Origin of the sequence: Psychrosphaera aestuarii, from assembly GCF_017948405.1 — a bacterium.
In the GTDB taxonomy this organism is placed as follows: Bacteria; Pseudomonadota; Gammaproteobacteria; order Enterobacterales; family Alteromonadaceae; genus Psychrosphaera; species Psychrosphaera aestuarii.
Map to the genome: position 1 here is coordinate 2,316,611 of NZ_CP072844.1, position 12,169 is coordinate 2,328,779.

The 12,169-nt window shown below is 40.3% G+C and carries 10 protein-coding genes and 1 tRNA gene; 5 read left to right on the top strand and 6 right to left on the bottom strand.

The window, feature by feature from the left end; genetic code table 11:
* Positions 1–26: 26 nt before the first annotated feature.
* From J9318_RS10515 to J9318_RS10525, 3 genes are all read right to left on the bottom strand, one after another.
* The gene (locus tag J9318_RS10515; RefSeq protein WP_210559884.1) at positions 27–3,755 is read right to left on the bottom strand and encodes a hypothetical protein; all 3,729 of its coding nucleotides are present in this window, start codon (positions 3,753–3,755) and stop codon (positions 27–29) included.
* A gap of 200 nt (positions 3,756–3,955) precedes the next feature.
* Complete coding sequence (locus J9318_RS10520) at positions 3,956–4,132, bottom strand: DUF6435 family protein (RefSeq protein ID WP_210559885.1); 177 nt, start codon at positions 4,130–4,132, stop codon at positions 3,956–3,958.
* A gap of 97 nt (positions 4,133–4,229) precedes the next feature.
* Entirely contained in the window at positions 4,230–4,643 is a 414-nt protein-coding gene (locus J9318_RS10525) for a CBS domain-containing protein (protein WP_210559886.1), read from the bottom strand.
* A gap of 175 nt (positions 4,644–4,818) precedes the next feature.
* Between J9318_RS10525 and katG the strand changes: the two genes are divergently transcribed.
* A complete protein-coding gene (gene katG / locus J9318_RS10530) occupies positions 4,819–7,059 on the top strand; it encodes a catalase/peroxidase HPI (protein ID WP_210562431.1) in 2,241 nt (746 codons plus the stop codon).
* 111 nt (positions 7,060–7,170) lie between these two features.
* On the opposite strand, the gene J9318_RS10535 is transcribed toward katG, so the two are convergent.
* The gene (locus tag J9318_RS10535) at positions 7,171–7,458 is read right to left on the bottom strand and encodes a MazG nucleotide pyrophosphohydrolase domain-containing protein (RefSeq protein ID WP_210559887.1); all 288 of its coding nucleotides are present in this window, start codon (positions 7,456–7,458) and stop codon (positions 7,171–7,173) included.
* Between the two features lie 240 nt (positions 7,459–7,698).
* Between J9318_RS10535 and J9318_RS10540 the strand changes: the two genes are divergently transcribed.
* From J9318_RS10540 to J9318_RS14115, 4 genes are all read left to right on the top strand, one after another.
* Entirely contained in the window at positions 7,699–9,303 is a 1,605-nt protein-coding gene (locus tag J9318_RS10540; RefSeq protein ID WP_210559888.1) for an ABC-F family ATPase, read from the top strand.
* 117 nt (positions 9,304–9,420) lie between these two features.
* A complete protein-coding gene (locus tag J9318_RS10545; RefSeq protein ID WP_210559889.1) occupies positions 9,421–9,840 on the top strand; it encodes a VF530 family protein in 420 nt (139 codons plus the stop codon).
* Between the two features lie 255 nt (positions 9,841–10,095).
* A complete protein-coding gene (locus tag J9318_RS10550) occupies positions 10,096–10,302 on the top strand; it encodes a cold-shock protein (RefSeq protein WP_210559890.1) in 207 nt (68 codons plus the stop codon).
* Positions 10,303–10,591: 289 nt separating this feature from the next.
* Positions 10,592–11,116 carry a prepilin-type N-terminal cleavage/methylation domain-containing protein gene (locus J9318_RS14115; protein ID WP_210559891.1) on the top strand — a complete coding sequence of 175 codons (525 nt, stop codon included), beginning with the start codon at positions 10,592–10,594 and terminating at the stop codon, positions 11,114–11,116.
* 273 nt (positions 11,117–11,389) lie between these two features.
* Here J9318_RS14115 and J9318_RS10560 read toward each other — a convergent pair.
* Positions 11,390–11,479, bottom strand: a tRNA-Ser gene (locus J9318_RS10560).
* A 181-nt stretch (positions 11,480–11,660) separates the two neighbouring features.
* Positions 11,661–12,131 carry a hotdog fold domain-containing protein gene (locus tag J9318_RS10565; protein WP_210559892.1) on the bottom strand — a complete coding sequence of 157 codons (471 nt, stop codon included), beginning with the start codon at positions 12,129–12,131 and terminating at the stop codon, positions 11,661–11,663.
* Positions 12,132–12,169 lie beyond the last annotated feature (38 nt).

Below are 12,169 nucleotides of genomic sequence, written 5' to 3' on the forward strand. Positions count from 1 at the left end.
GAACACTAGGGTTGAAACACTTTAAATTATAATGTTTCTATTGTTCCTGCTTCATCTTTATATTTAATGAATACCGCTGAACCACGTTGAATCACTTCTGCTGCCAATTCGGCTTGAGCACCAACACGAATTTCACCGATTACCACGTCAGTGTCATCATCAGCATCTACTTCTTCGCCGTTCATGCGCAGAACTACCGCTTCTGAGTTTGTTGCAACAATCGAATTACTATCTAGTGACTCAACCATTACTTTAAACGAACGTTGTGATTCAGACTCCGGTGTTTTGTATGCTACATCTAACGAAAACTTGCCATCGTCAAATCCAGTGCGTGCACCGGAAAGCATCAAGGCTATTTCGTAATCTTGTAACACAACTCCAACCGATAAAGATGCGGCAATATCAAGATAGTTATCTTCGCTTTCTAACCCTTGGTCGTTTTCTGGTTCAATCACGTAAACATCAAAGCTATTGGTTGCGCCTGGCAAAAACACATCGCTTGTTGACATTTCTTCTAACAATTCAAACTTGCCTATTTGGCCAATACCATCAACATTGCTCCACTGGAATGGATTTAAGTAATTGTAATACTCTGAGCGATTATATTCGTGGAGTTTCACTAAAACAGAACTCGCTGAGTTTGATTCGTTAACAAAGTCAAACAAGCTCACTCCATATTGCTGTTTAAAGTTCAAGTCTTCGTAACTTGGGGAAATCGTATAACCAGAATTGACTACTTCACCTAGTTCGTCTCTTAACTGCCCTGACTCATCAACATAGCTTCCATACATTATGGAACCGTGCCATTCATCTAGCGATATTTCGCCATCTTGATTGGTATCATCTGCATCTAAAAGTAAAATTGAAGCTTCACGATAAACATAACCATCACTATATTCATGAAATAACTCACGGAATAGCGTGTAAGCGTTACTATTTTCGTCTGAGCCAACAGAAAAAGCATTTAGGCTGTGTGTTTGTGAAAAGTGTTTTGAGATTAATTCAGAATTATATTGCAACAAATAACCGTCTTGATTTTCTACAGACGATACATGCCATTGCGGTCCACCATCAACCGATATAGAAAACTCAGTGTCAGCATCATTAATAGACAATGTCATGGCATCTTTTAAAATTGGCTGTACTAAAATTCCGCCGACCAACTGATTTTCAGCGCCAGCTTTAACAGCTCGTAAATCGGCCTCTACCGACATAACGATTCCCAAATTAGTATCCCAAAGATCATAGACCTTATTATCTGTTTTTAACTCAAAGCTGGTTTGAAACCAATCAAGGGCACTAACTACAGGATCTTGTATATATAAGTTCAAATTCACATAATCATCAAACAATCCGATAAACTGACCATTTACTGAATCATAACTTTCATAGGCCTTTTCTGGTAATACCGTTATATTCCCGTCGCTATCAATAAATGCCTCAACACTAAATTCACCTTCATATAACTCTTGTTCGTACAAGCCTTTTGAAACGGTTTCATGCATATCTGCAATACCATCATTATCGGTATCTAACTCTCTGGCAACTTTGTAATCTACGTAAATATATGGGTTATCAGAATCAACTTTTATTAAGACAGTTTTTCTATATTCATTTAGATTTGTACCTTGCGCTGTTTCGTGTTGTATGTGTTGCACTTCAGTAATACGGTCGCTTACATAACCCATTCGACTATAAGAACGAGTAATATTGTCATGTCTCAAATCGTTTTCAGATAGGTTTTTATACACCGTAGTGCTAGTACCTGAATCTTCAAAATAAGCTGGGTTTAAGGTATATGACAAAGTGTTGGCATCTTGCGAAACATCAAGAGATATTACATAACCATCAATCAAAGAACCTGTTCCATTTGTAAAGCCACTTGGAACAAATGCGGCAACTTCGTCTACATCAAAAGTAAGGGCTGCACTAAAGCTTTCCCCTTCTGCAGAAGAAAAGACGCCAGAAAAAGTAACTGAATCTGGAATTGGGCTTTGCTCGTTTTCCGGTGAAAACAGCTGATTATCGGCTAGTAAAATTGACTGATATTGCTCTTGGTCAAAATAGTGATCTTTTAACGTCGGAACCGACACCATTACTAAATCAGCGACCAGTTTGCCTTCAAACATTACTGGGTTAGCAACTGCATCTGTTGCTTTTTGAGATATCGCAAGCTCCAACTTAAAGCCACCACCTGTTATCTCAGCATCAGATTGTCCGTTTTCTAACTGCGCTTTTGTAACTACTTTATCTAGAGCAATGTAAACACCACTGGTTTCTTTTATTTCAAACTTCGCATTATTGCTTTCCATCGTTCCTGACAAAGTAAGCTCGATTTTATCACCAACCTCGTCTAAACCGAGTTCAACCGCTAGCTTTAAACGTTCACCCTGATTACCGGCAGCATCAACAGAAAATATAAAATCTTCTGGTTGTAAAATGACGATACCTGTCACTCCGGTTTGTGGATCTAAGTATTCAGCAAGATCAAAAGAGGTTTTATCGCCATTATCTTCCATCGATATCATGGTAATTGCTTCAGAGACTTGAGCCAATAAGGTGAAGTTATCGCCTTCTAGCTGCACCATAGCTTCTGCATCATCGATTAGCGTCATAAGCGCTTCACCTTGACTGCGAATACCTTGATTACTGGAATGATTTTTATCAAACAAGTTGGCAAAAACCCGTACATCATTCACCATTGCTTTGGCTTTAGCAACGGCATCGCCCTCAGTTTGCTGTTCAGACTCTGCTTGTGTTCTGCCTTCCTCACCGGCTAATATCACCTGGTTAGCGGATTCGTTTTCTAGATTGTTTTCTAATTGAGTAAGGCCAGTAACTGCATCGGCACCATTCTCTATTGAAGAGTCAGCTGCAATATTTTCTGCAACTAAGCTAGCCGTTTTAGAAGCCCCTTCAAATATATCCACTAGATTAAATTCAAATTCATCATCACCATCGGGAGATATTAAAAGATCACCATCATTTTCAACCAAGTCAGTTGTTGCCGAAGCTAGCTTACTGGTAATTGTTCCCTCGCCATTAAATAGCGACTCTGCAATACCGGCATTTATTAAGCCGTAACGTAATTCTTCTGCATTTTCTTCACTAGCCACATCACTTGCACTATTAACCGAAGTAGGCTCTAGCTCAACGATACTGCCTTGAATACCGAAGGTGTTTGCAACTTTTGATACATTTTGTTGAACGCTTTCTGCCGTAATTTCAGTGCTACTTTCAACTAAGGCCGTTGCTATATGTGTTAAAGGAGACACGTTTACTTTTGCTGGAGTGCCTGATTCAACAGAGCTGATTGAGGTTAGCATGAAGTCTGACGCATTTGCGGTTAAGTTAACTTCTTGACCGAATGCGACGCCACCACAACCGCTTGGCGCATCACATAGCATTGTAGTGGGAGAATTTGCGTCTGATGATACCGACACTTCGACTTTGATTGGTCCGTTGTAGTCCAATACTGTAAAGGTGTAATTACCTTGTGCATCAGTAACAATATTGGAATCTTTTAATTCCGCAGCAGTTAATTCTACAGCTGCATTGTCTACGTATTTAAACACCTTAACTACGGCGTTTGTCATTACGCCTTTGACTGATTTACCCGATATCGCCGTTTCAACAGGTGGTGTAACAACTACCCCACCTGTACCACCGCCATCGGATTCTTTTGAGTCACTACCACCACCGCAAGCGGTGAGCGCAGATATTGAAAGTGCGAGAAATAGTTTATTAAACTTCATGCAACGTTCCTTGTTATTTAAGGTGAATACTGCAATGTGATTTACCGAAAAGTAGAGTTTACACTGCAGTGTTAGATCAATTTTTGAACAACAAGTATCCGTCAAGCTAGTTATTTTTGCAATGCAACGGCTAAAATTCACCCCGCCTTAAAAAAAAAAAGAACTTATAACTAATTTATCGTAATTTTTAGCAGCGAATTCTACTTTTTGTTGACTAATTCGGTAATCTCAGCCCATATAGCTTCTGCTTCGGCCGATAGCATTGCGTAGCTTTTTATATCTCCACGTCTTTGTGCATGCATGGCTTCCTCTAATTTCATATCGTAGAGTTTACGCTTCTTTTTTACTGGGTCGAACCAACCCGAGAATAATCCCATTTTAATGACCTTTTAATATTTAATTACAAATATGAATATGAATATGAATATGACTCGTTAATTCTGATATACGTTCGCTTTGCCAGTTAAGATTGATTTAGGTTTTATATTTACTTCTGATTGCTTTGATTATATCCCGCCACGTTACTATCCCTAATGGCGCCCAATTGTCATCAACAATGGGAATACAAGATATTTTATTCTCATCAAATATTTCGACGACGCGTTTTACACGGTCTGTGGGTTTTAGACAAATTGGCTGGCGAGTCATTATTTGGTGAATTCGCTTATTTAGTGTAGCTATGTCTTGTTGCTTCTCTGATCCAGTTCCAATATTCGGGCTTAATGCCTTTAGAACGTCTCTATCAGATACTACACCTAACAGTTTGTGATCCTCGACAACGAGTAAATGATGAAAATGCGTTTGAGCAAAGATTTCATTTGCTACCGCGATAGAGTCATCCAGCTCCACTGTGACAACCGGTGTTGTCATTATATCTTGTACTATCATCTTAGGTATCTCGCTAGTTAGTTGAAGTTCAATTAAATTTTCCGTTGTTATCCTATTTTTTAGAACATCATCTTCAAATAACCTTAATATCAAACTTGCAACTTCGCGACTATAGTTAATGAATCAAAAGTTGCAACAACAAGTCGCAGCAGAAAATACAGGCACGGAGAATAAAATGGATAATAATAAATCATCAGGTCAATGCCCTTTCATGCACGGTGCAAATACAAAGGTAGGTGGCCAAGGTACAAAAAATGTCGATTGGTGGCCAAACCAACTTAATCTAAAAATCCTTCATCAAAATAGTGAAAAATCAGATCCTCTGGACAAAGAATTCAATTATGTCGCAGCATTTAACAGCTTGGATTTACAAAAAGTAAAATCAGATATCGAAGTACTTTTGACTGACTCCAAAGAATGGTGGCCAGCAGATTACGGACACTATGGACCATTTATGATTCGTATGGCTTGGCATGCTGCCGGGACTTACAGAGAAGGTGATGGTCGTGGTGGCTCGTCAACCGGTAACCAGAGGTTTGCACCACTTAACAGTTGGCCTGACAACGCCAACTTGGACAAGGCTCGTCGCTTATTGTGGCCAATCAAACAAAAATACGGGCAAAATATTTCATGGGCCGATTTATTCATCTTAACAGGTAACGTAGCGTTGGAGTCTATGGGATTAAAAACCTTTGGCTTTGGCGGTGGTCGTGAAGACATTTGGGAACCAGAGGAGGATATTTATTGGGGCGCAGAAAAAGGTTGGTTAGACAATGAGCGTTATGACGGCGAAGACTTGTTAAAACGTGAACTAGAAATGCCATTAGCAGCCGTTCAAATGGGTTTAATTTATGTGAACCCTGAAGGCCCTGACAGCAACCCAGATCCAGTCGCATCAGGCAAAGACATAAGAGAAACCTTTGCTCGCATGGCAATGAACGATTATGAAACCGTTGCATTAACGGCTGGCGGTCACACTTTTGGTAAATGTCACGGTGCAGCTCCAGAAAGTAATTTAGAAGCGGAGCCTGAAGGCGCGTCAATTGAGCAAATGGGTTTTGGTTGGAAAAATAACTATGGCAGTGGCAAAGGCCGCGATGCAATTACCAGTGGTATTGAAGGTTCTTGGACACCAACACCAACTAAGTGGGATATGACCTATTTTGACGTTTTATTTGGTTACGAATGGGAACTAACCAAAAGCCCGGCCGGCAAACATCAATGGACGCCAAAAGGTCTAGACGATGCCCACCATGCACCTGACGCTGAGAACCCTGACCAAAAAGTTGGGATCATGATGACAACAGCGGATATGGCAATGAAAATGGACCCAGAGTATCGAAAAATTTCAGAGCACTTTCATAAAAATCCTGAAGAATTTGCCGATGCCTTCGCGCGTGCTTGGTTTAAATTGACACACAGGGATATGGGGCCAAAGTCTCGCTATTTGGGTAATGAAGTGCCAAGCGAAGATCTTATTTGGCAAGACCCTTTGCCAAAAGCAAATTCAAAAGTCATTGAAGATAAAGATATCGAAGCTCTGAAACACGAGTTATTAAACTCTTCGCTTAGCTCACAAGAATTAATTTACACGGCTTGGTCATCAGCATCCACATATCGGGGGTCTGATAAACGCGGTGGCGCAAACGGCGCAAGAATTCGCTTTGCTCCTCAGAAAGATTGGCCAGTAAACAAACCCGAGCAATTAGAAAAAGTGCTCTCAGTTCTTGGGTCGGTGCAACAAGCCTTTAATCAACAGCAAGCAACTTTGGGAACGAATAAATCGGTTTCTTTAGCCGATTTGATTGTACTCGGTGGCACTGCAGCAATTGAGCAGATCGTAAATCAAGCTGGTGTAAAAGTTGATGTACCTTTTGCGCCGGGTCGAGTAGATGCCAGTGAAGAACATACTGATGGGCCATCCTTTGAAGTCTTAGAGCCGGTGGCCGATGGATTTAGAAACTATTTGAAATCGGACTTTTCTGTGTCAGCTGAAGAAATGTTGCTTGATAAAGCGCAACTTTTAACACTAACGGCACCGCAAATGACGGTTCTAGTGGGTGGTTTGAGAGCATTAGGTATCAATGCAGACAACAATGGTCACGGTGTATTAACAAATAACGTTGGCCAACTAAGCAATGACTTTTTCAAAAACATTTTGGACATGAATATTGAATGGCAACCGAAAGATGCGCACGCTAGTAACTCAAAAGCAGAATTTGTTGGCTTAGACCGCAGCACAGGAAAGCCAAAATGGTCTGCTACTCGTGTTGATCTTATTTTTGGTTCAAACTCACAATTACGAGCAATATCTGAGGTATATGGAACTGACGACTCACATGCTAAGTTTGTTCGTGATTTTGTTTCTGCCTGGACTAAGGTTATGAATGCAGATCGGTTCGACTTGAACATCTAGATTTTGCATTAGCTTTATCCAGATATAAGCCGACCATTATAATGGCTCTGTTTCCGATTGCTCTGACACATAATGAGTGAAAGAAATAGAGCCTTTTTATTGCTAAAGTGACTATTTTAAACGTCCCCTGGCGCCCCTAGCTTCATTTTTCTCGATTTTAGCTAGTAAGGTTTTCTCCAAGTCAATCCCCTGCCAATGCGCTAAATCCATTACTCGAAGCACAATGTCCGCAAGCTCTTCGGCAAACTCAGCGGTGGGCTTTTCGTTTCGACATTCATTCACTGCCTCACCCACTTCCGATGCGATTAAAGCTAGTGCTTCCAACACCGATTTATCTTTATGCCAGCCCATGCTCTCGACCCAGTCATAATTTCGTTTTGCCATATCATTTATTTTCAATAGGTACTCCAATCATTTGGTTTAGTTAGTAATTATGTATTGAATAACACATCATTTGATAAACCCAATATATAACCATGCCCATCGTGACAATACTAAAACACATTTGCTCTAGTTCCTAACCTACAAAATTAGTCAAATAATAGTCAATGTTATGTAGGTTGATAAGTGGATTTCCTGTATAATGCGCCGCCTTAAATGCCGTACGCAATAAATTTTCAAGTAAATAGGAATACCTTTTTGATCACTACCTCCAACATCACAATGCAATTTGGCGCAGAGCCGTTGTTTGAAAACATCTCAGCTAAATTTGGCAATGGTAACCGCTACGGTTTAATTGGTGCGAATGGTTGTGGAAAATCGACGTTCATGAAAATACTGACTGGGGAATTAACACCGAGTTCCGGCAATGTGTCTATTAGTCCCGGAAATAAAGTCGGTACGTTAAGTCAAAACCAGTTTGCGTTTGAAGAATACAGCGTTATCGATACAGTGATCATGGGTGACGTTGCTTTATGGAAAGTAAAACAAGAGCGTGATGCTATTTATGCGAAGCCCGAGATGAGCGATGCCGATGGCATGCGCGTTGGCGACTTAGAAAGCCAATTTGCTGAAATGGATGGTTATAGCGCCGAAAGTCGTGCTGGCGAAATATTACTAGAAGCTGGCATAGAAGAGTCATTTCACTACGGCTTGATGGAACAAGTTGCTCCGGGTTGGAAACTACGTGTTTTGCTTGCGCAGGCTTTGTTTGCTAACCCTGATATTTTATTGCTTGATGAACCAACCAACAACTTGGATATCCATACCATCAGCTGGTTGGAAACTGAGCTAAATAAACGAAAGTGCACTATGATTATCATTTCTCATGATAGGCACTTTTTAAATGCCGTTTGTACTCACATGGCCGATATAGACTATGGTGAATTACGTATTTATCCTGGTAACTACGAGTACTTTTTAGCGCAGTCAGCATTGTTACGTGAGCAGCTTTTAGCCGGTAACGCAAAAAAAGCGGCAGAAATAGATGAATTACAAGACTTTGTAAATCGTTTTGGCGCAAACGCATCAAAAGCCAAACAGGCTAGTTCTCGTGCGAAAAAAATGGAAAAGATTAAGTTAGACGATGTTAAAGCTTCTAGCCGTATTTCGCCTAATTTGAAGTTTCAATCGGGTAAAAAATTGCACCGCCAAGCACTAGAGTTAGAAAACTTAGGCCATGGCTTTGATGGTGAAGTATTATTCAAAAACGGTAATTTATTGCTTGATGCGGGAACTAAGCTAGCAATTATTGGTGAAAATGGTGTTGGTAAAACTACCTTTTTACGCTGTTTAATGGGTGAGTTAGCGCATCTCGAAGGTGTGGTGAAATGGTCAGAAAATGCCTCTGTTGGTTATTGCCCGCAGGATAGTGGCCACTTTTTCCAAAACGATTTATCGTTAATGGACTGGATGTCTCAATGGCGTAGGCCTTGTCACAATGACTTAATGGTTCGTGCCATGTTGGGTCGCCTTTTATTTACTGAAGATGACGCCAACAAAAAAGCCAAAAACTGTTCTGGTGGTGAGAAGAATAGATTGTTGTTTGGCATGTTAATGATGCAAGACATTAATGTCTTAATTATGGACGAGCCAACCAACCACATGGATATTGAAGCCATAGATGCCTTAAACAATGCGCTTAAAGAATTTGAAGGCACGTTGATTTTTGTTAGTCACGACAGAGAGTTCGTTTCTTCCTTGGCCAATCGCATCATTGATATAAAAGACCAAGAAATAATAAACTTTGATGGCACATTGGATGAATATCTTGTGAGCCAAGTTGGCGAAAAGAAAGTGGCTTAATAAACCTAAACCTTTAATTTTATAACCCGACCTGCGGTTAACATTAATTTGGATTTATCCTAAAATATAGCAGCGCTTTTATTAAGTTGATAGAAGCGTTTTTAGATAGAGAATGATATGAGTACTGAAGAAATATACCGAAATAACCCTCTGCATGGCACTAGTTTAGAACAAGTAGTTACCGAACTTGTTGAGCATTATGGCTTTGAGATTTTGCACGCTTATTTAAATATTGGCTGTTTTAAAAATAAACCAAGTATCGCGTCGAGTGTTAAGTTTTTAAAAAATACAACATGGGCTCGTGAAAAAGTTGAAGCTTTTTATATGTATAAATTGAAAAATCTACCAAAACCAGATGATCAAGAATATGACAAACCACCGCGTGATCGAATTGTCCCGCTCACTGATAAGCCAAGGGCACCACGTGAATTAAGCCTTGATGACGCTGCGCGTGTAAAATACAACAAGCAAAAAGCAAATGCAGCAAGGGCGATTAGACAAAAGCGCTCAACCGACTATAACCCTTGGGGTGTGTAATCCTACAAGCTCCTTCAGGTTGCTTTTTTTAAACTTGAAATGTAATTAAATGGGGCTTTACAAAATGAATACTTGCTATCGATAGAATAGCTGTTATTCTCTTTGTTATCGGGTTTACAGAAAACCCTGTTTATTTGTTCGTACCACGTTGTTTTAGTATTAAAATCTTCGCGTTATCCTCAAGTTAAATATATGTTTTCTTCCTGTGTAATGCCTATTTGAGGCGCATTTTTTAAAATTTTTAGGATATCTATTATGTCTACTACTACTGGTACAGTTAAATGGTTTAATGAAGCAAAAGGCTTTGGTTTTATCGAACAAGAGTCTGGTCCTGACGTGTTTGCTCACTTCAGCGCTATTGCTAGCGATGGCTTCAAAACTTTGGCTGAAGGCCAACGTGTTGAAATCACTGTTTCTCAAGGCCCTAAAGGCCCGCAAGCTGACAAGATCGTTTGCATCTAATCAGCCTTGTAATTAGTACGTTTTAACGTATTACAATCCCATTCATAGGTTACTGTGAGTGGGATTTTTTATATCTGCCTCATAAGAATTCGACCTGCATCTATAGCAACCTACCTACACCTTAAGTAACCTGCCTTCACCTTAAGTAACCTGCGTGTACCCTATTCAAATCAGCTAGGTGTCCTCGGAATTACCGCTTCCCGCTAATCAAAATCTAAGTATTGATTTTAAGTTGGTTTAATTACTGATAACCTATTAAAAAATTTCATTTAAGGTAGTAGGGAAAGCAGTGAATAGAACGAACAAACAACATGGTTTTACATTAATAGAACTTATTATCGTCATTGTTATTTTGGGGATTCTGGCTGTTACCGCCGCACCAAAGTTTTTGAACCTGACAGGTGACACCCATAAGGCAACATTAAATAGTATGGTTGGCACGCTGAAATCGGCATCTGATTTAGTGTATTCAAAGTCAATCATTCAAGGTGTAAACAAGTTAGAAACTGGCTCAGTTGACATTGATGGCGATGGAACGGGCGATATAAATACTGAGTATGGCTATCCAAGTGATGACCGTGCTACAGGTATTACACTGGCGATGAGCGATGATTTTGCAACTGAGTGGGCTTGGTCAACGCGAAATGGCCCACAACGTGTAGTACTAACTTCTGCTAAATTATCTCAAAGTGGTGCAGGCCAAAAAATTAACAATGTACCAATTACTACTGGTGATTGTTTCATTACTTATATTGCACCAACAGCCGTTGATACTAAGCCGACAATCACTGCGACCTTAACGGGTTGCAATTAAGCCGTCGAACCTCTACTAGGGTTCTCATCCCTATCCCCTTGCAATAAAAAACCAGCCACTTGGGCTGGTTTCCGATCTTGTAATAAGATGAATGCTGGCGGAGAGTGAGGGATTATAAAAGTCTCCTGCCTTTTACCCTTCGGGCCAGCTAAAGCTGTTCTAAATTGTTCCTGACATTCTTTGTGGAAGAGAGGTGTCGAACCTCTACTCGGGTTCTCATCCCAATCTCGAGGCATTAAAAAACCAGCCACTTAGGCTGGTTTCTTTTAATGATGGCGGAGAGAGAGGGATTCGAACCCTCGTTAGGTTTTACCCTAAACACACTTTCCAGGCGTGCGCCTTCAGCCACTCAGCCACCTCTCCGCAGGTTGATTGTTCGCAGACAATCTTGCTTTCTAAAAAGCTCGGCTAGTCTATTCATTTTAATGAAGTAAGGCAAGCCGATAACGCTTCAAAACTATTAACTGACTATTAATCACCCATATTTAAGCAGGTGTATTGCATAAACTTGTTTGCTTTACACCTTACAAACATGGCTTCGGCGTTATTTTTTCGGTTTTTCTGAAATCCACAGGTTAATATGGCCTTCTACTACAATAGTGCCGTTGGTATCGTAGGCTTTAACTTCTACCGGCATATCGCCTGGTTTCCAGTCTTCTGCACTTACTTTGGCTACACAACGAATGTCTGTGCCCGCTTTGGCGGTGTAGTTAAGTGTCATTCCCTTTGGTATCCAACGTAAATGCTTTGGTATTGAGGCTTCTGCCATGACGCCCATGGCCATTTCAAGACCATTAGCAATCGCAATAACATGAACTGTTTTAATGTGATTGTGAACGCGGCGACCTTTTTTGATCAATACTGTACATTCATGTTCTTGTAGATTATCAACATAAGGTTTTACGGTACCAAAATAAGGCGCGGTACGGCATATGATTTTTGAGAAAATACTATTGCCAAATGGCCACTTTTTAAGGCTTTCATAAATTGCTAACGTTCTGTTTGGTTTTGCCATTGTTTTGCTCTCCAGCCACTAGAGTTAAGCTCTAGCAA

What these genes read in the sequence shown, in the direction of transcription:
- J9318_RS10550 (WP_210559890.1), top strand. Translation starts at nt 10,096, where the DNA reads ATGTCTACTACTACTGGTACAGTTAAATGGTTTAATGAAGCAAAAGGC.
- J9318_RS10515 (WP_210559884.1), bottom strand. Translation starts at nt 3,755, where the DNA reads ATGAAGTTTAATAAACTATTTCTCGCACTTTCAATATCTGCGCTCACC.
- J9318_RS10520 (WP_210559885.1), bottom strand. Translation starts at nt 4,132, where the DNA reads ATGGGATTATTCTCGGGTTGGTTCGACCCAGTAAAAAAGAAGCGTAAA.
- J9318_RS10565 (WP_210559892.1), bottom strand. Translation starts at nt 12,131, where the DNA reads ATGGCAAAACCAAACAGAACGTTAGCAATTTATGAAAGCCTTAAAAAG.
- J9318_RS10525 (WP_210559886.1), bottom strand. Translation starts at nt 4,643, where the DNA reads ATGATAGTACAAGATATAATGACAACACCGGTTGTCACAGTGGAGCTG.
- katG (WP_210562431.1), top strand. Translation starts at nt 4,819, where the DNA reads ATGGATAATAATAAATCATCAGGTCAATGCCCTTTCATGCACGGTGCA.
- J9318_RS10545 (WP_210559889.1), top strand. Translation starts at nt 9,421, where the DNA reads ATGAGTACTGAAGAAATATACCGAAATAACCCTCTGCATGGCACTAGT.